A 22,838-nucleotide genomic window follows, 5' to 3' on the forward strand; every position below is an offset into this window, starting at 1 on the left:
ACGAGCGGACGGCCGGGCGGGGCGGGGGACGGCGGGCCCTGAACAAGTCGCCGGACTCCCCATGAGGCAGAGGAAGTCCGGCGCCGGAGCTACGGTCCGGCGGGCTCGGCGGGGGGCCGGGCAACGGTGGATTCGCGGACGACGAGGCGGTATCCGGGCCGGGGGCGCCGGGGTTCGGACACCGGGTTGCCGGAGAGGCGCTCGACGAGGCTGTCGACGGCCAGCCGGGCGATGGCCTCCTTGTCCGGGGCCACCGTGGTGAGCGTGGTGGCCCCGTAGAGGCTCTCCTCGATGTTGTCGAACCCGACGACGGCCACGTCCTCGGGGATGCGCAGCCCCCGTTCGGAGAGGGTGCGCATCGCCCCGATGGCGATGAGGTCGTTGTACGCGAACACGGCGTCGGGCCGTTCCCCGCGGTCCAGGAGGGCGGCCATGCCGGCGGCCCCGTCCTCGCGGCCGTAGCCGTCGGTGACCACGACGAGCGACTCGTCGGCCTCGATGCCCGCGGCGGCGAGCTCCTCGCGCCAGCCGCGCAGCCGCAGATGGGCCGGCTGGCGCTCCCGGCCGGTGCGCGAGCCGAGGAAGGCGATCCGGCGGTGGCCGTGGTCGATGAGGTGGCGCACGGCCTCGCGGGACGCCGCCACGTTGTCGATGGCGATGTGGTCGTAGGGAGCCTCGTACTCGCGCTCCCCGAGCAGCACCAGGGGCGCGGTCTCGGTGCGTGCCATCAGGTCCTCGGTCTCCAGATGGATCGGGCTGAGGATGAGGCCGTCGATCACATGGGACCGGAATCCCTGGCTGACCAGGAGCTCCTTCTCCCGAAGTCCGCCGGTGTGGTCGACCAGCACGGTGTAGTCGTGCCGGGCGGCCGCGTCGACGACCTCTCCGGCCAGCTCCGCGAAGTACGGGTTGCCGAACTCGGGGACGGCGAGGGCGATGATGCCGGTGCGGCCCTTGCGCAGATGGCGTGCGGTGAGGTTCGGCCGGTAGCCGAGCTCGTCGATGGCCTGCTGCACCTTGGCCCGCATCTTCGGTGTGACGTGCTGATAGTTGTTCACCACGTTCGACACGGTCTTGATGGACACGCCCGCCCGTTGCGCAACGTCCTTGAGGCTGACGCCCACGGCACTCCCTGAATCGACTTGTCGCGTGTTGACGCGCGGTGGCCCGGCTCTGCCGGTTCGGCTCGAACGGTGCCGGGGCTGCGGCCCCGGCTCCGGATCAGGTGGTTCTGCGGCTGCGCGCCAGATAGCGCTGGGCCACGACGACAACGATAAGGAACCCTCCGCTGACGACCGACTGGTACGAGGAGTTCAGCGAGCCGATCTGGTTGATCAGATTCTGGATGACGGCCAGCAGCAGTACGCCCCAGAGCGTGCCGCTGATCGATCCTGCGCCGCCGATCAGGAGGGTGCCCCCGATGACGACGGCGGAGATCGCGTCGAGCTCCATGCCCACGCCGACGATGGTGACGCCGGAGGAGAGCCTGGCGGCGTTGAGCGCGCCGGCGAGTCCGGCCAGGAGCCCGCTGAGCGTGTAGACGAGGATCTTGGTACGGGCGACGGGCAGGCCCATCAGCGTGGCCGCGTCGCTGCTGCCGCCGACCGCGAAGAGCGTCTGCCCGAACGAGGTGCGCTGGAGGAGCAGTCCGCCGATGCCGAACAGCACCAGGGCGATCAGGATCGGGTAGCCGAAGCCCCAGACGCTGCCCTGTCCGAGCTCGGCGAAGGCGGAGCCCTTGGGAACCAGATAGGTGGTGGCGCCCTCGTCGGTGAACGCGAGGAGCAGGCCGCGTGCCCCGAGCAGGGTGGCGAGCGTGACGATGAAGGGTGCCATCCCGGCGCGGGCCACGAGGAAGCCGTTGAGCAGTCCGATGGCACCGCACGCCAGGAGCGGGACGAACAGGGCTGTCAGGAAGCCCCATTGCGAGGCCCAGGCGGCGAGTACACCGCCCAGGGCGAAGACGGACCCGACGGACAGGTCGATGCCGCCGGTGATGATGACCATGGTCATGCCGAGTGCCACCACCGCCAGGAACGAGGCCTGGATGGTCACACCGCGGGCGTTGTCCAGCGTGGCGAAGGTCGGGTAGATGAAGGACGCGACGATCACGACCGTGAGCAGGACCGCGAGCACGCCCTGGCGCTGGAGGAGTTCGGCGATGCGCTGCCCGGCCGCGGGGCGGGATGCGCCGCCGGCCGCTGTCGGTGTCTTCAGCGGTGCCGGGGTCCGGACCGCGGGGGCGGGTGAGGTTTCGTTCATCGGGACCGACGCTCCCGGGCGACGTAGACGGCGGCGATGATGATGGCCGCCTGGGCGATCTGTGCGGTGGAGTCGGGCAGGTCGTGCTTGACGAGGGTGGCGCGCAGCAGCTGCATCAGCAGGGCGCCGGCGACGGTGCCGAGTACCCGGATGGAACCTCCGTTGAGCGGGGTACCGCCGACGACGACCGCCGTGATGGCGGAGAGTTCCATGAGGGTGCCGAGCGAAGAGGGGTCGCTGGCGGTGAGCCGGGCGGTGGCCAGAATGCCCGCCAGGGCGGCCAGGACGCCGCAGAGCACGTACACACCGATGAGCACGCGGCGTACGGGAAGTCCGGCGAGGGCGGCTGCGGAGCGGTTGCCGCCGATGGCGACGACCTGGCGGCCGAAGGTGGTGCGCTGGACCAGGAACGCGACGGCGACCGCGAGGACGGCGGCGATGAGCACGACCAGCGGAATGCCGAGGAAGGAGCCGGTGCCGAGCGACAGCAGGTCGGGGTTGACGATCTGCTTGAGCTGACCGTCCGCCATGACCAGGGCCAGGCCGCGGCCGCCGACGAACAGGGCGAGGGTGGCGACGATCGGCTGCAGCCCGACGAGGGAGACCAGTGAGCCGTTGACCGCGCCTACGACGGCTCCGGCCAGCAGCGCCATGACGAGGGCGGGCACCAGTCCGTACCCGAGGTACAGCGGCAGCAGCGCGGTGGCCAGCGCCATGGTCGAACCGACGGAGAGGTCGACGCCCTCGGTGCCGATCACGAGCGCCATGCCGAGGGCGACGATGACGATGGGCGCGACCTGCACCAGCTGGGTGCGGAGGTTGTCCGCGGTCATGAAGTGCTCGGTGAACAGGGCGTTGAAGAGGAGGACGACCGCGACGGCGAGATAGACGCCGTACTCCTGGTACCAGGCGGGGTCGCGCAGCCGGGCGAGCGGCCGGGGTGCGGGGGTGGTGAGTGCGGCCTGGGTCATCGGGGGTCCTCCTTGGCGGCCGGGGCCTTGCCTGCCAGTGCCGGTGAGTGGTCGGCGAGGACTTCGAGCAGATGGCTCTCCGCCACTTCGTCGCCCGCCAGTTCGCCCGCGACCGCACCTCCGCGCAGGACGACGATGCGGTCGGCGCCCTCGATGAGTTCCTCGATGTCGGAGGAGATGAGCAGGACGGCGAGGCCCTCGCGGGCGAGGTCGTCGATGAGACTCTGGACCTCGGCCTTGGCGCCGACGTCGATGCCGCGGGTGGGTTCGTCGAGCAGCAGGACCTTGGGCTCCAGGCAGAGCCAGCGGGCCAGCAGGACCTTCTGCTGGTTGCCGCCGGAGAGCTCGCCGACCTTCTGCTCGGGGCTCGCGGCCTTGATCCGCAGCCGCTTCATGAAGATGTCGACGATGCGGTCCTGCTTGGCACGGGAGACGATGCCGGCACGGGAGAGGCGGGGCATCGCGGCCAGCACGATGTTCTCGCGGACCGAGAGGCCCGGCACGATGCCTTCGGCCTTGCGGTCCTCGGGCAGCAGGCTGATGCCTGCCCGGATGGCGCCCGCGGAGGTGAGGCGGCGCAGAGTGCGGCCGCCGATGCTCAGTTCGCCGGAGTCCAGGCTCAGTGCGCCGGCCAGGGCCTTCGCGGTCTCGCTGCGGCCGGAGCCGAGGAGTCCACCGAGGCCGAGCACCTCACCTGCGTACAACGACAGGGATATGTCGTGGAGCTGGTGGTCGCGCGAGAGGCCGGTCGCGGTGAGCACGGGAGTACGGGAGGCGTCGTGGCCCTCGGAGCCGAAGTTGGTGAGGCCGGAGCGCCGGACCTCGGCCATGTCGCGGCCGAGCATCATCGAGACGAGCTGCATGCGGTCGAGGTCGGCGAGGTCCCCGGTGTGGATGTGGCGGCCGTCGCGGAGCACGGTGACGCGGTCGCAGATCCGGTAGAGCTCGTCCATGCGGTGGCTGACGTAGAGCACGGCGATGCCGCGGGCGCGCAGGTCCTCGATGACCCGGAAGAGGGTCTCGACCTCACGCGGCTCCAGCGAGGAGGTGGGCTCGTCCATGATGACGACCTGGGCGTTGACCGAGACGGCGCGGGCCAGCGCGACCATCTGCTGGGTGCCGATGCCGAGGGTGTGCAAGGGCCTCTTCGGGTCGACGCGTACGCCGAAGCCGTCGAGCAGTTCGGTCGTCTCGCGGTGCATCCGGGCGAAGTCGATCAGGCCGAGCCGGTTCTTGGGCTCACGGCCGAGGAAGATGTTGCGCGCCACGCTCATCAGCGGGACGAGGTTCACCTCCTGGTAGATCGTGGAGATGCCTGCCTGCTGTGCCTCGAACGGCCGGGCGAAGGCGATCTGATCACCGGCCAGCCGCAGTTCGCCCTCGTCGGGCCGGTAGACGCCGGTCAGCACCTTGATCAGGGTGGACTTCCCGGCGCCGTTCTCCCCCACGAGTGCGTGGGTCTCCCCGGCGCGCAGGGAGAAGGAGACGTCGTCGAGGGCGACGACGCCGGGGAATCGCTTGCTCACCGAGCGGGCTTCGAGGACGGCCGCGGAGTCCGGCCCGGCGCCGGGCCCGGCGGCGGGTCGCGCGTCGGCGGCCGGGACGGGTGCCTCCTTCGCGTCGGCGGCCGACTGCGGCGGCTGCGGTACTGCTTCGGGTGGTGCCATGGCTGTTCTTGGCCTTCCGCTCTTCCAAGGGTGTGGGCCCGGGGCCGCCGTGACGGGTGGCAGCGTCACGGCGGCAGGGGGTCCGGCAGGTCCGGTACGGGCCGGGGCCGCGTACGGATCAGTACGCGGCCGGCGGCCGTCCGTCCGGGCAGGTGGGGCCGGTCTCGGTCAGAACGCGCCGCCGAGTGAGGCCTTGGCGTTGGACTCGTCGTACGCGCGGTCGGTGATGATGACGTTCTCCGGGATCTCCTCGCCGCCGTAGAACTTCTGGGCGGTCGCGAAGGCCAGCGGGCCGAAGCGCGGGTTCGACTCGATGACGGCGTTGTACTCGCCGTTGACCAGGGCCTGGACGGCGTTGCGCGTGCCGTCGACGGAGACGATCTTGACGTCCTTGCCGGGCTTCTTGCCGGCGGCCTTCAGCGCGGTGACGGCACCGAGGCCCATCTCGTCGTTCTCCGCGTAGACGGCGGTGATGTCGGGCTTGGACTGGATCAGCTGCTCCATGACCTGCTGTCCCTTGTCCCGGGCGAACTCACCGGTCTGCTGGGCGACGATCTCCAGGCCGGGGGCCTTGGCCTTGAGCTGGTCGACGAAGCCCTTGGTGCGGTCGGTCGTGACGTTGTTGCCCGAGGCGCCGAGGAGGATGGCGACCTTGCCCTTGCCGCCGGTCGTCTTGATCATCGCGTCCGCGGCACGCTTGCCCTGCTCCACGAAGTCGGAGCCGAGGAAGGCCACGTAGTCCTTGCAGGCAGTGGAGTTGACCTTGCGGTCGATGGTGAGGACCGGGACCTTCTTGGCGGCGGCGGCCTTCAGTGCCGGCTCCAGGCCGTCGGAGTTCAGCGGGGCCACGATGAGGAACTGGGCGCCCTGGGACAGCATGTCCTGGATGTCGCTGATCTGCTTGGACAGCTGCGACTGGGCGTTGGTGGTGAGCAGCTTCTTGACGCCGACCTTCTTGGCCTCGTCCTTGATGGACTGGGTCTCGGCGATCCGGAACGGGTTGGCCTCCTTCTCCGACTGGGAGAATCCGACCACGGCGTTCTTCAGGTCCAGCTTCGGCGCACCGTAGGTCTGCAGCGAGCAGCCTGAACCGGAAGAGGACTCCGGGGACTTGGCCGCCTGGGCGCCCTGGCTGCTGTCGGTGGTCGCGGTGTCCGAGGTCTCCGACTTGGAGCAGCCGGAGGCGGCCAGCGTGGCGGTGGCGGCGAGGAGGCAGGCCACGGCGAGGGTACGGGTTCGGCGCTGGATCATCATGCGCGGGAGCTCCTTGGCGGGATGACGGCACGCCGATGGGCGTGCGGTCGGGCATGGCTGGACGATGCATCGGCTGCCGCTCGGCGGCTGATGTCACTGCATTCCTCACGACCCCGCTAGCTGGACGAACTGCGGTCGTGAGAGTCTGCGCGGCCTCTCGGCGGCTCGGTTTACAACGTTATATAGGCGCCGTGGCGCAGGCGGCAAGAGCGTTGTCGATGCGTTTCCAAAATGTGTCGGAGTCACGCGGCACCGACGGACGGCTCCCGCCCACCAGCTGCCGCCGCACCCCTGGACAGTCGCCTGACGACGTGCTGTCATACCGCCGGTAGCCACTTTTCCAACGTTGCAAGCACGGTGCCGCGCCACCCCTCCGGTCGCGACGGCGTGCCTTGCCATGCGCGCGTCCGGAACCCGCCCCGGGGGCCGGTGGGCGTCATGGCAGACCCGCACATGTCATGTGCCGAACCCGAGCCGGAGCCCCGAACGGCCGGCCGAGAGCAGGAGCCCTCCATGCCCCTGAACCGCAGACAACTCATGGCCGGTGCGCTGGCCACCGTCGCCGCGACCACAGCCGCGTCCGGCCGCTGGGCCACCACGGCGACCGCGGCCGAGCACCGGGCGAAGCCGGCCAATGGCGGCCACTACTCCCCCAATGCCGCGCCCCTGCACCCGACCGCGTTCCTCAAGCTCCCGCCCGGCCGCGTCACCGCGCGCGGCTGGCTGGCGGGACAGCTGAAGCTCCAGCTGGACGGATTGTGCGGCCGCTACGAGGAGTTCTCGCACTTCCTGGACTTCACCGCCACCGGATGGGTCCGCCCCGAGCTCGGCGGCTGGGAGGAGGTCCCGTACTGGCTGCGCGGCTACACCGACCTCGCGATCGTGACCGGTGACGCCAAGGCCCTGGCCGCCGTGCGCCGCTGGTTCGACGCGATTCTCGCCACCCAGCAGTCCGACGGCTTCTTCGGACCGAAGCCGCTGCGTACGTCCCTGAACGGCGGCCCGGACTTCTGGCCCTTCCTGCCGCTGGTACAGGCCCTGCGCTCCTGGCAGGAGTACTCCGGCGACACCCGTGTCATCCCGTTCCTCAGCCGGTTCTTCCGGTACATGAACGCGCAGGGGCCCGGCGCCTTCAACACCAGCTGGATCGCCCTGCGCTGGGGCGACGGCCTGGACAGCGTCTTCTGGCTCTTCAACCGCACCGGCGACACCTTCCTCCTGGACCTCGCCGACAAGATCCACGCGAACGGCGCCGACTGGGGCGACAACCTGGTCAACCTGCACAACGTGAACATCGCGCAGGGCTTCCGCGAGCCGGCCCAGTACGCTCTGCGCAGCGGTTCGGCCGACGACACCCGGAACACGTACGGGACGTACGGCAAGGCCATGAACCAGTACGGACAGTTCCCCGGCGGCGGCTTCGCCGGGGACGAGAACGCGCGCCCCGGGCACGGCGATCCCCGGCAGGGCTTCGAGACGTGCGGAATCGTCGAGTTCATGGCCAGCCACCAGCTGCTCACCCGGATCACCGGCGACCCGCTCTGGGCCGACCGCTGCGAGGAGCTGGCGTTCAACTCGCTGCCCGCCTCGCTCGACCCGTCAGGCAGGGCGGTCCACTACATCACCAGCGCCAACAGCGTCGATCTCGACAATGTGCCCAAGACCGGCAGGCAGTTCCAGAACGGCTTCGCCATGCAGGCGTTCCTGCCCGGCGTCGACCAGTACCGCTGCTGTCCGCACAACTACGGCATGGGCTGGCCCTACTTCGTCGAGGAGCTGTGGCTCGCCACCCCCGACGGCGGTCTCGCCGCCGCGATGTACGCGAGCTGCGAGGTCACGGCGAAGGTCGCGGACGGCACCGAGGTCACCGTCACCGAGGAGACGGGCTACCCCTTCACGGACACGGTCACCCTGACCCTGAAGTCACCGAAGCGCCTGCGATTCCCCCTGGTGATGCGCGTTCCCGCCTGGTGCGACAGCCCGGAGATCGCGGTCAACGGGAGTCCGGTCGACGCCCCCGCCGGACCCGCCTTCACCCGGGTCGACCGCACCTGGACAGACGGCGACAAGGTGACGCTCCGCTTCCCGCAGAAGACCACGGTCCGCACCTGGGAGCAGAACCACGGAGCCGTGAGCGTGGACCGCGGACCGCTCACGTACTCCTTGCGGATCGGTGAGGAGTACCAGCGCATCGGCGGCACCGACCAGTTCCCGGAGTACGCGGTGCACGCCACGAGTCCGTGGAACTACGGGCTCGTCCTCGACGACCGGAAGCCGGCCTCCTCGCTGCGCCACCACACGGTCCGCCACGTCAGGGACGCCAACCCCTTCACGCTCGACGGCACCCCGCTGACCATGACCGCGAAGGCCCGCCGGATTCCGGAATGGACTGCGGACGGCGAGCACGTCGTCGCCCCGCTCCAGGACGGTCCGGCCCGCAGCACCGAGCCGGTGGAGGAGATCACGCTCGTCCCCATGGGCGCGGCGCGGCTGCGTATCACGTCCTTCCCCACAGCTGGCCCAGGTGCGGAGCCCTGGCTCTCCGACCGCTGGTACCGGATCCGCAACCGCCACTCCGGCAAGGTCCTCGGGGTCGACAACATGTCCACGGCCGACAGCGCCCACGTCGTCCAGTTCGGTGACACGGGCACCGACGACCACGACTGGCAGCTGGTCCCCGAGGGCGACGACTGGTACCGGATCCGCAACCGCCACTCCGGCAAGGTTCTCGGCGTCGACAACATGTCCACCGCCGACAGCGCCCACGTCGTCCAGTTCGACGACAACGGCACCGACGACCACCTCTGGCAGCTGGTCCCCGAGGGCGACGACTGGTACCGGATCCGCAACCGCCACTCCGGCAAGGTCCTCGGCGTCGACAACATGTCCACCGCCGACAGCGCCCACGTCGTCCAGTTCGACGACAACGGCACCGACGACCACCTCTGGCAGCTCGTCTGACCCCTGGCTGTTCCACGCAATCCCGCACTGCTCCCCGCACCGCCCGGCGCGGGGAGTTTCCCCCATGCGGGGGCCGACCGAACGAAGGAGACGACCGATGAGCCGTTTACGTACGCCCGGCCGAGGGCCGTGGTGGAGACGCACGATCGCCACGACCGGACTGCTGGCGCTGGTGTCCACCGCGCTGGTCGGGGCCGGCTCGACGCAGGCCGGCGCCGCGTCCTGGGCCCCCAAGCCCTCTCCCATGACGACGCCGTGGACCAGCCAGGTCCCCGTCGACAAGCCGCTGCCCGAATACCCGCGCCCCCAGCTGACGCGCCCCGAATGGGCCAACCTCAACGGCATCTGGGACTTCGCGGTGACCGGCCGTGACGCCGGGCAGCCCGCGTCGTTCCCCGATCAGATCCGGGTGCCGTTCGTCGCCGAGTCCGCCCTCTCCGGCATCCAGCGCAAGATCACCGAGAACGACAAGCTCTGGTACAAGCGCACCTTCACCGTGCCCGCCGACTGGAACGGGCGCCGGGTCGTACTCAACTTCGGCGCATCCGACTGGCAGACCACGGTGTGGGTCAACGGCACGCAGGCCGGGGTACACAAGGGCGGCTACGACTCGTTCGCGTACGACATCACCCCGCAGCTCAACGGCGGGACGAACACCGTCGTGGTCTCCGTGTACGACCCGACGCAGACCGGCGGCCAGGCCGTCGGCAAGCAGCGCATCAACGACGTGCAGCCGCACAGCGGCGGCGGCATCTTCTACACGGCGGCCTCCGGCATCTGGCAGACGGTCTGGCTCGAGCCGGTCGCGGCGGCCCACATCACCCGCCTGGACATGACACCGAACCTCGGCAGCAGCACCCTGCGCGTGAAGGTGCAGGGCGCCGCCGCGGCCGGGCGCAGTGCCCGGATCACCGTCTCCAGCGGCGGGACCGTGGTCGGCACGGCCACCGGGACCGTCGGCTCCGACATCTCCGTACCGGTGCCGAACGCGCATCTGTGGAGCCCGGAGGACCCGTACCTGTACGACGTGAGGGCGGAGCTGCTCGACGGGTCGGCGGTCACCGACTCGGCCGGCAGTTACGCGGGCATGCGGTCGATCGCCGTGGCGAAGGTCGACAACGTCCTGCGCCCGGTCCTGAACGGGAAGTTCGTCTTCCAGACCGGCACCCTGGACCAGGGCTACTGGCCGGACGGCATCTACACCGCGCCGACCGACGCCGCCCTGAAGTCCGACCTCCAGGCGCACAAGGACCTCGGCTTCAACATGGTCCGCAAGCACATCAAGGTCGAACCGCAGCGCTGGTTCTACTGGGCGGACAAGCTCGGCCTGCTGGTCTGGCAGGACATGCCCGCCATGGACACCGGCAAGAGCCCCGGCACGGCGGCCCGCACCCAGTGGGAGGCCGAGTTCCACGCGGTCATCGACCAGCACCGCAGCTCGCCCTCGCTGGTGATGTGGGTCGACCAGAACGAGGGCTGGGGGCAGTACGACCAGGCGCGGATCGCCGATGAGGTGAAGGCGTACGACCCGTCCAGGCTGGTGAACAACATGAGCGGCGTGAACTGCTGCGGCTCGGTGGACGGCGGCAACGGGGACGTCATCGACAACCACGTCTACGTGGGACCGGGCAACACCGCGCCGACCGCTACCAGGGCGGCCGTGCTCGGTGAGTTCGGCGGCCTCGGCTACAAGGTGCCCGGCCACGAGTGGTTCCCCGGCGGCGGATTCAGCTACGAGGACCAGGCGAGCGTCTCCGCGCTGAACAACCGGTTCGTCGGACTGCTCGACAGCATCCGCGTCGGACAGTTGCCTGCGGGCCTCTCCGCCTCCGTCTACACGGAGATCACCGACGTAGAGAACGAGGCGAACGGCCTGCTGACCTACGACCGCCAAGTGGTCAAGGTGGACGCGGCGCGGGTCCGAGCCGCGAACCAGGCCCTCATCAACGCCTCTCGGAATCCCGCCCCACCGGTGACCCTGCCCACCGGGCAGTACAAGTCCCTCCGGGTCACGACCCCGGGGTACACCGACAAGTACCTGCGCCACCAGGACGCACTCGCGTTCACCGCGGTCGTCGACGGAGCGAGCGGTGCGCTGCTGAAAAGCGACGCCACCTGGAAGATCGTCACCGGGCTGGCCAACAGCAACTGCTACTCGCTGGAGTCCCGCAACTATCCCGGGGAGTACCTCCGTCACCGGGACTTCCGCGTCAGGCGCGACGCCGACGACGGCTCGGCGCTCTTCAAGGCCGACGCCACGTGGTGTGCGGTCGCCGGCACGGGCGGGGTGCGGCTGTCCAGCGCCAATCTGCCGGGCAGCTATCTGCGCCACATCGATTCGGAGGTGTGGCTGGCCACGCCGGGCGGTACGCACGCCTGGGACAACCCGGCCACCTTCACCGAGGACACCACCTGGGCGGTGGAGGCACCCTGGGCGCCGTGACCTGACGCCACCTGTCCCCGGCCACGGCCCGGACTCGACGCTCCTGCGTCGAGTCCGGGCCGTGGCTCCACCGCGTCACTCCGGCCGACGCATTCAGGCCGGGGCCACGTACGTGTGCAGCAGCGCCGTCCGGCCGTCGGCCGTCGTCCAGTCGCCCGGGCGGCTGCCGACACGGCGCCACCCCGTGCGTTCGTAGAGAGCGATGGCTGCCCTGCCGCCGTCCTCCACCTCCAGCACCGCTCGCAGGCCCTCGGCTGCCGCAGCCGTCGTCGCGGTGTCGAGCAGCACACGCGCCACGCCTCGACGGCGGGCCGAAGCCGTGGCGAACAGCCGTCCCACCGAGGCCAGTTCCTCCGGCGGAAGTCCCGTCTGCGCCGCCAGGACGTGGTCGGTACAGGTCAGTGCCACATGCCCCAGGACGTCCGGGCCGGCCGCGGCCACCCAGGCGTCCAGCATGCCGTCGGGCGTCAGCCAGCGTCCCGGGTCCGCCGGCCACTGGGCCGGGTAGCGGTCCGCCTCGTGCACGGTGGCCAGCGCCTCGACGCATGCGGCCAGATCGTCGTCGCGACGGCGACGGGTCTCCATCTCTCCCCTTTCTCGGTTTTCTCCGTCCTCACACACCGTGCCGTCCCGGTGCCCCCGGTCGCCATGAGGGTGCAGCGGTTGCGAGTCCGGGTCGTGTGCGCGTCGCGGGTGGCGGTCGCGAGGGTCGTCATCACCTGTCGGCGCTGTCCGGCCGGACCCAAGGACGGACCTCTCGGTGTGGCCGGTCACGGCAGGATCTCGACGTATCCGTCGGTTCCGTGCACACGGATCCGCTGCCCGTCCCGGATCAGCCGGGTGGCCTGCTCAACGCCCACGACAGCAGGCAAGCCGTACTCCCGGGCGATCACCGCACCATGGGTCATCAGCCCGCCGACCTCCGTCACCAGTCCCGCGATGCCGACGAACAGCGGCGACCAACTGGGGTCCGTGAAGGCCGTGACCAGGATGTCGCCTGCCTCGAGATCGGCCTCCGCCATGTCAAGGATGACGCGGGCCCGTCCCTCGACGGTCCCGGCGGAGACCGGCAGGCCGACCAGGGCCCCGGCCGGCACGTCGTCGCGTCGGTACGCCCCGGTGACGGCTTCGCCGTCCGAGGTGAGCACCCGGGGCGGTGTGAGCGCGTGATACGAGCGGAACGCGTCCTTGCGCTGCTGGATGAGCCGGTGGTCCGCCCGGTTCGAGCGCACGACGTCGTGGAGTTCCTGGAACGTGAGGAAGAAGACGTCCTCCTTCTCAGGAAGCACATCGGCCCGCACGAGACGGTCGGCCTCCGCCAGCAGGGCCTCCTTGTAGAGGAAATAGCGGCTGATGATGCCGTACTTCGGGTACTCCCGGTACCCGATGAAGGTGCGGACCCGGTCGATCATCCGCTTGGTCTCGTCCGCTTTCCGGTCCCCGTCCGGCAGGGCCCGCAAGCGCGACAGCACGTCCTGTTCCATCTTCTGCGCCCTCTGCCGCCCCTGCTCGAAGCGCCGCCCGGCGGCGCCCGGCTCGAAGTTCCTGACGTTGTCGAGGATCACGGGCACGAGCGTGCGGGGGCGCTCGCGCCACCGCGGCCTCGTGATGTCGATCTCGCCGACGCAGCGCATGCCGTACCGGTCGAGATAGGCCTCGATGGCGTCGCGCGCTCCGGCCCCGCCCGCGAGCTTCGCCAGTTCGTCCAGGAAGGCTTCGTCCTCGGCGGGCTCGACACCCCGGAGGAACGCCACCACCTCCGGATACGGCCGGATCACGTCCGCGACATCGAGCAGCGCAAGTCCCATCTCCGAGGTGATGTTGTCGGGGGCGGACAGCGTGAGCGTGTCAGCCGCGTTCTTCTCGCCCAGCCACTCCCGCAGCTTGTCGTTGAGCCACCAGGTGGCCTCCATCCCCGCCATGATCACTTGCATGCTCAGCGGGTCGCCGAGGACGCGCTTGTGCTCGTCGAAGGCCTCCAGCAGGAATTCGAACAGCGCCGTTCCGGTCTTCGTCCGGATGTCGCGTTCCAGGACCGCGACGGACTCCCGGCTGCGCTCGATCAGCTCGGTGACGATGGCCGGATCGGTCTCGATCGGGGCGGGCGCAGCGCCGGCCGGCGGCCCGCCAGGCGCCGCGTCCGGAAGCGACGGGACGAAGCCGTCGCGGCCCAGGACGGTCTCCAGGGCGTCCCTGACCAGCGGATCACCCTTCCCCATGACCTCCAGGAGACCGGCACGGCTCGCGGGCGAGGCCAGGCGCCGGGTGACGTCGACGAACAGCCTCCCCCCGGCCTCGTGCATCGCCACCATGGCTGTCAGCTGCCACATGGAGAATCCCAGAGGTCTCATGGGGTCGGTCATCATCTGCTGATGGCCGACGGAGACGTAGACGTGGTTCTCCTCGTCGCCGGTCTCGGGGACGGGGAACAGCGTCGTGATCGGCCGGCTCTGAACGATCTGGAAGCTGTCGTCGACCAGGCACCATTCGATGTCCTGCGGGCGGCCGAAGTGTGCTTCGATCCGCCGCCCGAGCCGCACGAGCCGGACAGCCTGCGCATCCGTCAGTGCCGGCTCCTCCTGCCGCTGCGAGTCGATCACCACTTCCTGGGTACCGCCGCCCGGCAGGGCGTGAATGGCACGCTGTTTGGCGGCGATCGCCTTCTCCACGACTTCGCCGTCCCGCACCTTGAAGACGTCCGGGTTCACCAGGCCGGAGACCAGCGCCTCGCCGAGGCCGAAGCCGGCGTCCACGGTGGCGACCGTCCGGTTGCCCGTGACGGGGTCGGCCGTGAACATGATGCCGGCCGCCTGCGGGAAGACCATCTGCTGCACGACCACGGCCATGTGGACCGTACGGTGGTCGATGCCGTTGCGCCGGCGGTAGGTCACGGCCCGCTCGGTGAACAGAGAGGCCCAGCACCGGCTGACGTGCTGGAGGACCGCCGTCGGCCCCATGACGTTCAGGTACGTGTCCTGCTGGCCGGCGAACGAGGCCGTCGGCAGGTCCTCCGCCGTGGCGCTGGACCGGACGGCGTATGCGGCCTGCTCGCCGAGTGCGGCCAGCGCGCGGGTGATCGCCGCCACGAGATCGTCCGGGATGGCGATCCCTTCGATGGTCAGGCGGATCTGTGCGCTGAGCGTGCGGACGGCCTCCCGGTCATCCGGGTCCACGCGTGACAACTGCTCCAGCAAGTCGACGGTCTGCGGCGCTTCCGCCATGATCCGGCGGAAGGCGTCCGTCGTCACACAGAAGCCGGCCGGCACACGGATGCCGTCGATCCGCGACAGCCCGCCCAGGTGCGCACCCTTGCCGCCGACGACCGCGACCTGCGTCTCGTCGGCCTCTTCCAGATCCCGCACGTACTGCTCAGTCATTGCGATACCTCCGAAACAGCCGTGCTCCGTCGTACTGCGGTGGCCGGTCGAATCACCGGCACCTCCCACTCTGTCGAACCTCTTGTCGAGCACGTCCTCGTCCCCGGGCGCCGTACCTCCGCCGAGCCGGGCGGCGCGCATTCCCGCACCACCGCCCCGAGCACGCGCGACCGCACTGCGGGTCCCCGCACTGATTCGACGTCACCGCATCCCGCATACGCCGACAACAACACACGCACGTCGCACTCCGATTTCCGCAGGTTGTGGCACCGGCCGACGATTCTGCGCCATGGACCGGGCCTTGCGGCAAGCCCCCCGGCGCGCTATATGTTGAGAGTGGCAAGGAGAGAGTTCTCTCCTTGCCTTTGCCATGTCCAGCGCCCTGAGCACCGGCCGGACGTGGAGCCCTTGACCCTCACGTGGCGTCAGGCTGCATAGTCGGTGCCGTGGATGATCACTGGACCGTGGGGCGCGTGGCGGAGCTGGCAGGCGTGAGCGTCCGCACGCTGCATCACTATGACGAGATCAAGCTCGTGCGGCCGTCGGCGCGGACCGTGGCCGGGTACCGGGCCTATTCGGCCAGCGACGTGGAGCGGCTGCGGGAGGTGCTGGCCTATCGACGGCTGGGCTTCGCGCTGCGGGAGGTCGCGGAACTGGTCGGCGACCCGTCCACCGACGCGGTCGCGCACCTGCGCCGGCTGCGTGGGCTGCAGTTGGAGCGGCGTGACCGCGCTGACGCCATGGTGGCGGCCATCGACAGGGAACTCGAGGCACGGGCGAAGGGACTGAAGGTGACACCGGAGGAACAACTGGGGATGCTCGGTGCACGTCTGTACGACGCGATCGGCGGCGCCTACACGGCGACACGGCGTACCGAGCCGCGGATCGCCGCGCAGATCTGGGACGCGCTCGGGGACGCGCGGACGGTGCTGAACGTCGGGGCCGGCACCGGCTCCTACGAGCCTGCTGACCGCGAGGTCACCGCGGTGGAGCCATCGGCGGTCATGCGGGGACAGCGGCCTGCCGGCTCGGCGCTGTGCGTGGCCGCCGCCGCGGAGAGCCTGCCGTTCGAGGACCGTTCCTTCGACGTCGCGATGGCCGTCTCCACCGTTCACCACTGGGGGGACCCGATAGCGGGGCTGCGCGAGATGCGGCGCGTGGCCCGCCGCGTGGTGGTGCTCACGTTCGACACCGACGAGCCCGGATGGCAGGACCGCTTCTGGCTCACCCGCGACTACCTGCCCGAGTTCGCCGACGTCCTCGCGGAGTTCCCCTCGCTCGGTGGCATGACCGACGCGATCGGCGCACGCGCTGAGCCGGTCCCCATCCCGTGGGACTGCGCCGACGGCCTGTTCGAGGCGTACTGGCGCCGGCCGGGGGCGTATCTGGAGGATCACGTACGCCGTGGGATGTCGGTGTGGACGAGAGTCGGGCCGAAGGCCGAGCAGCGGGCGGTACGAAGCCTCGGCGACGACCTCGACTCCGGCCGGTGGGACGAGCGCAACAGCGGCCTCGCCGACCTCGACGCGGCAGATCTCGGCCTCCGCCTGCTCATCGCTTGAACCGCCTGCTCAGCGCTTGAACCGCGTGTCAGCGCTTAACCGCGTCGCACAGCTTGAACCGCGTCGCGGTCTTCGGTGTCGTGGCGACTCCTGGGCATCCCGCCGGTCGTCCCGGGTGCCGGCGCTTCGACCCGGTCCGGAACAGGCCGGCGAGAGTACGGGAGCCCGCGTCCGGGCCGTCGGACCCGTCTCATCGCCCAGCCCGCCGAACCGGCTGGACATTGCCGATCCACCGGCGCCGCTGCCCGTTGCCGCACGGAGCGACAACAGGCAGCGGCTCAGTGGTTGAGCTCTTCGCTACTTCACGAACAGCTGCCGGCTACGGCTGCTCGGTGTCGTGCAGCGCGCTCACCTCGTCGCCGGTCAGCGCCCTGTCGTAAACCGCGACCTGGTCGACGGAACCGTTCCAGAAGTCGGTGTTCCCGCCCGACCACTTGGCGCGGCCCACGGACAGCGCACCGGTGCTTACATCGGCGGTCCCGGCTGCCGCGGTCGCCGCGAGCTTGCCGTCGACGTACAGCTTGATCTCGTCACCGCTGCGTACGCCGACCACGTGGTACCACTTGCCGAGCTCGGGCTTCATCTCCAGCCGGGCGCGGTGGGCGCCCGGAGTGGAGAAGGCGAACCCGCCCTGACCGTACTGAAGGTAGAACGGGTTCTCCTGACGCCGCCCGTCCTGGCTGACGACGGTTGCGTAGTTGCCGGGAAGCGCGTCCAGCGACGCCCAGGCCGACACGGTGTAGTCACCGGTGGTGTCGACGGCCGGGCCGTCGGTCTGCGCGAACTGTCCCTCGCCGTTGAACTTCAGCGCGGAGCCCCGCACACCGGGCGCCCAGGACGTTCCCTCGGAGAGGGTGAGGTCCTTGTGGTTCGGCCCGCTGTCGGCGGCCTTGGTGCCCTCGTTCTCGTTCAGGGACCAGACGCCGCCGCCCTTGATCTCGTCCCGCTCGCCGGCGGCCGCGCCTGCGGCGATGACCTCCCGGTTGATCTTCCGCACCTGCGCGGGGTCGACCTTGATCTCCCGGCGGTCATACGTCCAGAGCCCGTTGAGCTCGTTCTCGAGGTCGGTCACCTGGGTGTAGATGGAACCGGAGAGTTCGGCGCCTGCCGCCTCCAGGTAGTGGGTGCGCGTGTTCTCCACGTACTTGGCCGTCAGGGCGTCCTTGTCCGCGACACCGCTGTAGATCGCGGTGGGCGCGCCCGGCCACATGTGGCCGGGCATCCGCAGGGTGAAGCCGCCGTGCTCACCGTCCATCGCAGCACGGTTGTCGTCCGGGAAGGCCGGGTCGGTGTTGTTGTAGTCGTGGTGGTCGATGATGTCGCCCTTGCCCGAATCGCCCTTGGAGTTACAGCAGTTGACACCGCTGTGGGCGTTGACGACGCGGGAGGGGTCAGCGGCCTGGACCTGTTCGGTGATCTTGCCGGTCTCGGTGCGGTCCCACTCGCCCCAGCCCTCGTTGAATACGATCCAGGCACCGATCGAAGGGTAGTTGTGCAGCTGCTTCATCACCTCGGCGCCCTGGTCGAGGAAGGCCTTGTGGCCCTTCTCGCCGGTGAGGTTGCCGGAGACGAAGTCCTGCCACACCAGAAGCCCCATCTGGTCGGCGTGGTAGTACCAGCGTGCGGGCTCGACCTTGATGTGCTTGCGGACGGAGTTGAAGCCCAGGTCCTTCTGCGTCTTCAGGTCGAAGAGCAGGGCGGAGTCGCTGGGCGCCGTGTTCAGGCCGTCGGGGTAGAAGCCCTGGTCGAGCTGGGCGAGGGAGAAGAACGGCTTCCCGTTGAGGACCAGCTTCTGGTAGCCGCCGACCTTGGCGACACCGAAGGACCGCATGCCGAAGTAGCTGTCGACGGTGTCCTTGGAGCGGCCGTCCTTGAGGGTGACCTCCAGGTCGTAGAGGTACGGGTCGTCGGGCGTCCACAGATGCTGCTTCGCGACCGGAACGCTCAGCTCACGGTTGGCCGGGCCGGTGACCCTGCCGACGACCTTGCCCTTCTTGTCGCGGGCGACGGCGGTGATCCGGGCGGAGTCCGAGGCGTTCTCGGAGTTGACCGTCAGGGCGAGCCGCCCCTTGTCGATGTCCGGGGTGGTCGTCAGGGAGTCGACGGCGGCCGGGGCGACGGGCTCCATCCAGACGGTCTGCCAGATGCCGGACGAGGCGGTGTAGAAGATTCCGCCGGGGTTGGCCGACTGCTTGCCCGTGGGCTGGTCGGGTCCGGTGGTGTCGGTGACCGCGACGACGATCTCCTGCGGGCCGCTGCCCTTGACGGCATCGGTGATGTCCGCGCTGAAGGCGGTGTAGCCGCCGGTGTGCTCGGCGACCTGCTTGCCGTTGACCCAGACACGGGCCTGGTAGTCGACGGCGCCGAAGTTGAGCTTCAGCCGGTTGGCCTTGCCGCTCTTGTCGCCCTTGTCGCCCTTTACGGACCAGTTCTTCGGGACGGTGACGAGCTTGCGGTAGAACATGTGGTCTTCGTGGCGCTCGAGCCCCGAGAGCTGCGACTCGACAGGGAACGGCACGGTGATGCGCTCACCTAGCGTCTTCCCGAAGACGGGCTGCTCGCCCGCCGCGGCTCCGGCGAACTCCCACGGGCCGTTGAGGTTCTTCCACGCATCGCGCACCTGCTGCGGCCGGGGGTACTCGGGCAGCGGGTGGTTGCGGTCGAGCTTGTCGCCCCAGGTGGTGGTCAGCCGGTGCGTGGACAGGTTCCCGGCCGTGCGGCTGATCTGCGGAACGGCCTTGCCGCCGACCTGGAGGCCGGCTTCGCCGTCGTACGTGACCCGGACCTGCTGGCCCTTCTGGACGGGGCCGGTCAGGGTGACGATCAGCGCCTTGGGGTTGCCGGGCGCCCGGGCGACGGACTTCACCGGGATCGGCGAGGTGTCCGCCTCGATCGTGAGGTGGTCCCCCAGCACCGAGAAGTCGCTGACCTCGTCCTCGAAGACCGCCTGGAGCTTCACACCGTCGTCCGCGACGCTCAGCCCGACCGGGTAGACCTCGAAGTCGGCCGGCGGGGTGAAGGCCGACTCGGGCACGACCTGCCTGGCGAGCGTCGGGCTGGACCAGCGCAGGAACATGTTGGCGCCACCGGTGTCCTGGAACATCTCCAGCTTGAACACGTGCGGCTCGCCGGCCTTCAGCGCGATCGGCTTGCCGGTCTGCTCGTTGTCCCAGTCCGGCTCCCAGTGGTCGATGACCACCTGGCCGTCGATGAAGAGCCGGAAACCGTTGTCGCCACTCGCCGCGAACGTGTAGTCGCCGTCCTCGGGGGCAGTGATGCTGCCGGTCCAGCGGGCCGTGGTGTTCTCTGTACGGCCGGTGGTGGACTCGAACGTGCCGGTGAGGCCGGGGAAGTTGATCTGCGGGTCGAGGGCGACTCCGCCGAGCTTGTCGAAGTCCCGCGCTCCGGGCGCGGACATGCTGTAGTACTCGCCCTTCAGCCCGTGGACGGCGGTGGCCGGATCGGCGGCCGCGAACGCGGACGTGGTCGCCGAGGCGGTGGTGGCAGCTGTGGCCGGGGTGGCCGCGGCGGCCGGGACCAGGGTGGCGCCGGCGGGTATCAGAAGTGCGGCGGCGCAGGCCGCCGTTCTGAACACGGCGCGGGATCGGGGCATTTGTCGTCTCAAGGCGTCGTCCTGTCGAGAGAGCTGAAGCGCCTCGAACCTGTGAGGCGCTGCACACAATCGAACATTGAGCCACAGCACCAAACGCAAAACAACAGTCGTGCACGGGAAATTTTCAACGATATAAATTAGCCGGGGCGGGCCCGCTCCAGGCCTGTGCCGGATCCTCGCGACCTGGGTGCGGGGATCCGGCACAGGGGTACCGTCCGACTACTGCGGCAGTCCCGAAGGGGCCGTGGCCCACGAGGTGTCAGGCGACCCGGACAGCCGGTAGACCAGCTTCCCGCCCCTGGCCAACAGGCTCGCGTCCGTCCACGACCGGTCGTGGTCACGCCCGTCGACCGTCACCGCATCGATGTACGGATGCGCCGCGTCGGCCGCCGGGGCGGTGATCGTGATGTCCCGGCCGTGCGGCCGGTCGATCACCGCCTTCGGGAACAGCGGGGCGCCCAGCAGCAGTTCGCCACCGCCCGGCGTCTGCGGGTACAGGCCCAGCGCGGAGAAGACGTACCAGGCGGACATGGTGCCCAGGTCGTCATTGCCCGGCAGACCGCGCGGGCCCGTGCCGTAGACCGTGTTCAGGATCTCGCGTACCGTCTCCTGGGTCTTCCATGGCTGCCCGAGAGCGTTGTAGAGCCAAGGGGCGTGGATGCCGGGCTCGTTCGTCGGGTCGTAGCGCAGCGCGTCGCCGCCCTTCACCGACCAGGAGCCGTCCGCCTTGTGGAAGAAGCCGTCCAGGCGACGCGCCGCGACGTCCCGGCCGCCCATCGCCTCGGCGAGACCCTGTACGTCCTGCGGGACCATCCAGGTGTACGTGGCGCTGGTGCCCTGCGCGAAGCCGCGGTCGCTGCCCGGGCTGAACGGCGTGACCCAGGAGCCGTCGAGGTTGCGGGCCTGGATGTAGCCGTTGGTACCGGCCCCGTCCGTGGCCGCGGGGTTGTACACGTTGCGCCACCAGCCGCCGCGCTCCTCGAACGCCTTGGCCTCCGCGTCACGCCCGAGCAGGTGCGCCCAGCGGCCGAGCGCGGCGTCGGCGACCGCGTCCTCCAGAGTCTCGGCGGCGCCGCCCCAGCAGTGGCAGACGTCCTGCGGCGCGTAGTGCGACTCCAGGTACTGGGCCAGGTTGGGCCGCTGACCGGTGCACTGGCCCGGACAGCCGGCGTCCGAGAGCCCGTCGTCGACGGGGACGGTCGCCTGGCGCGCCAGCGACTCGTACGCCCCCTCGTAGTCGAAGTTCCGTACCCCCATGGCGTAGAACGTGGCGAGGGTGGCCGCGGTGGGGTCACCGGTCATGACATGGGTGGCGCCGTTGATGTGGACCCAGCGGTCCCACACGCCGCCGTTCTGGCGGGCGAAGTTGTACAGCGACTGGGCGAAGTCCCCGGCGATCTCCGGTTTGAGGAGGGCCAGCAGTTGTATCTGGGCCCGGTACTGGTCCCAGCCGGAGAAGTTGCTGTACTGCGCCCCCTGTCCGCGCTCGATCCGGTGCGGCCGCCCGTCCATGCCGGGGTAGCGGCCGTCGGTGTCGCTGACCAGGTTGGGCTGCATCAGGGAGTGGTACAGCGCGGTGTAGAAGGTGGTGCGCTGGGCCTCGGTGCCGCCGCCCGTGCGTACGGAGTTCAGTTCCCGGTCCCAGCTGCGGCTCGCGGCGGCCGCGACGTCGTCCACCCCCGCACGCGGGGCGATCTCCGCCTTCAGGTTGGCCTCGGCGCCCGCCTGGCTGACGTAGGAGATACCGATCCGCATGCGGACGTCGTTGTCGGACGTGGTGTCGAAGCCGACCCAGCCGCCCGATCCGCGGCCCGCCCGGTCCGCTCCGGTGGCGTAGCCCTCGCCGCCACTGCCCGTGGTCGAGCCGGGGGCGAGCGTGCCGTCCTTCCAGGTGCCGGTGGAGGAGAAGGCTCGGTCGAAGGAGGCGCTGAAGTAGAGCCGGTAGTAGCTCTTGCGGTTGTTGGTACCGCCGTTGGCGCGCCGGCCGCAGAAGGCGCCGGTGAGCACCGAGCCGGTGACCTTGCGGTGCGCGGTGTCGATCCGGACCTGGGCGTCCTCGCTGCCGTTGAGCGAGTTGGAGACCCGGAAGAGAAGGTTGGCGGGCTTGCCGGCCGGGAAGGCGAAGTCGGCCACGCCCGCACGCCGGCTCACCGCGAGGTCGGCGGTGGCCCCGGAGTCGAGACCGAGGGTGTAACGGCCCGGGACGGCGCGCTCGTTGTCGTGCGAGAAGTTCGCTGCGTAGACGGCGTCCTTGGTGTCGGCGGACGGCGACGAGGTGACGTCCCCGACGAACGGCATGACCGGGATGTCACCGGCCGCGCCGGGGTTGCATCCTGCGCCGTTGACATGGGTGAGGCTCAGTCCGCGCAGCCGGGTGGCGCCGTACTCGTAACCGTTCGCGGCCCCGGTGCTGGTCTGGTCGCCCGTGGTGCTCGTCGGCGACCAGGCGATCATCCCGTACGGGAGGGTGGCACCGGGAAAGGTGTTGCCGCCGTTGGCGCTGCCGATCAGCGGGTCCACGTAGGCGGTGGGGCGGGTGACGGGCGCCGCGGCCTCGGCGGCGGGGGGCAGGACGGCGGCGGCCAGCGTGCCTGTGATGACCACGGCGGCTGTTCGCGCGGCGAGGCGCCGAGTCGCGGTCAGCGGTCTGGGGGGCATGTCGCGGTACCTTCCGGGAAGTTCGGACAACGTTGTCACAGCCGGGGTCCAGACGGTGACAACAGTGATC

General features: G+C 70.0%; 12 protein-coding genes. 3 read left to right on the forward strand and 9 right to left on the reverse strand.

Going from position 1 to position 22,838, the window contains the following annotated elements; genetic code table 11:
* Positions 1-89 precede the first annotated feature (89 nt).
* From ACIOEW_RS32415 to ACIOEW_RS32435, 5 genes are all read right to left on the reverse strand, one after another.
* The gene (locus ACIOEW_RS32415; protein ID WP_362552806.1) at positions 90-1,124 is read right to left on the reverse strand and encodes a LacI family DNA-binding transcriptional regulator; all 1,035 of its coding nucleotides are present in this window, start codon (positions 1,122-1,124) and stop codon (positions 90-92) included.
* 97 nt (positions 1,125-1,221) lie between these two features.
* Entirely contained in the window at positions 1,222-2,262 is a 1,041-nt protein-coding gene (locus ACIOEW_RS32420; RefSeq protein ID WP_362552809.1) for an ABC transporter permease, read from the reverse strand.
* Positions 2,259-3,233, reverse strand: a complete 975-nt coding sequence (locus ACIOEW_RS32425) for an ABC transporter permease (protein ID WP_401968183.1) — start codon at positions 3,231-3,233, stop codon at positions 2,259-2,261. Before ACIOEW_RS32425 ends, ACIOEW_RS32420 begins: the two co-directional genes overlap by 4 nt.
* Positions 3,230-4,900, reverse strand: coding sequence for a sugar ABC transporter ATP-binding protein (locus tag ACIOEW_RS32430; protein WP_362552815.1), 1,671 nt, complete (start codon positions 4,898-4,900; stop codon positions 3,230-3,232). The genes ACIOEW_RS32425 and ACIOEW_RS32430 overlap by 4 nt, the downstream gene beginning before the upstream one ends.
* Before the next feature lie 168 nt (positions 4,901-5,068).
* Entirely contained in the window at positions 5,069-6,154 is a 1,086-nt protein-coding gene (locus tag ACIOEW_RS32435) for an ABC transporter substrate-binding protein (protein ID WP_326734578.1), read from the reverse strand.
* Between the two features lie 513 nt (positions 6,155-6,667).
* Between ACIOEW_RS32435 and ACIOEW_RS32440 the strand changes: the two genes are divergently transcribed.
* Positions 6,668-9,115 (forward strand): RICIN domain-containing protein, encoded by a 2,448-nt coding sequence (locus ACIOEW_RS32440; protein ID WP_401968186.1) that lies wholly within the window; start codon positions 6,668-6,670, stop codon positions 9,113-9,115.
* A gap of 97 nt (positions 9,116-9,212) precedes the next feature.
* Positions 9,213-11,558 (forward strand): AbfB domain-containing protein, encoded by a 2,346-nt coding sequence (locus tag ACIOEW_RS32445; RefSeq protein WP_401968189.1) that lies wholly within the window; start codon positions 9,213-9,215, stop codon positions 11,556-11,558.
* Between the two features lie 93 nt (positions 11,559-11,651).
* Here ACIOEW_RS32445 and ACIOEW_RS32450 read toward each other — a convergent pair whose 3' ends face one another.
* Together ACIOEW_RS32450 and rph are read right to left on the reverse strand one after the other, a co-directional pair.
* Entirely contained in the window at positions 11,652-12,143 is a 492-nt protein-coding gene (locus ACIOEW_RS32450; RefSeq protein ID WP_401968192.1) for a GNAT family N-acetyltransferase, read from the reverse strand.
* Between the two features lie 185 nt (positions 12,144-12,328).
* Positions 12,329-14,935 carry a rifamycin-inactivating phosphotransferase gene (gene rph / locus ACIOEW_RS32455; RefSeq protein WP_401968194.1) on the reverse strand — a complete coding sequence of 869 codons (2,607 nt, stop codon included), beginning with the start codon at positions 14,933-14,935 and terminating at the stop codon, positions 12,329-12,331.
* Between the two features lie 464 nt (positions 14,936-15,399).
* Here rph and ACIOEW_RS32460 point away from each other — a divergent pair, with 464 nt between their 5' ends.
* Complete coding sequence (locus ACIOEW_RS32460) at positions 15,400-16,497, forward strand: MerR family transcriptional regulator (protein ID WP_401968472.1); 1,098 nt, start codon at positions 15,400-15,402, stop codon at positions 16,495-16,497.
* 319 nt (positions 16,498-16,816) lie between these two features.
* Here the strand turns inward: ACIOEW_RS32460 and ACIOEW_RS32465 are convergent, their stop codons facing one another.
* Positions 16,817-20,110, reverse strand: coding sequence for a LamG-like jellyroll fold domain-containing protein (locus ACIOEW_RS32465; protein WP_401968197.1), 3,294 nt, complete (start codon positions 20,108-20,110; stop codon positions 16,817-16,819).
* Between the two features lie 219 nt (positions 20,111-20,329).
* Positions 20,330-22,768 carry a GH92 family glycosyl hydrolase gene (locus tag ACIOEW_RS32470; RefSeq protein ID WP_401968199.1) on the reverse strand — a complete coding sequence of 813 codons (2,439 nt, stop codon included), beginning with the start codon at positions 22,766-22,768 and terminating at the stop codon, positions 20,330-20,332.
* Positions 22,769-22,838: the final 70 nt, after the last annotated feature.

It is taken from the genome of Streptomyces sp. NPDC087901, assembly GCF_044742205.1.
In the GTDB taxonomy this organism is placed as follows: domain Bacteria; phylum Actinomycetota; class Actinomycetes; order Streptomycetales; family Streptomycetaceae; genus Streptomyces.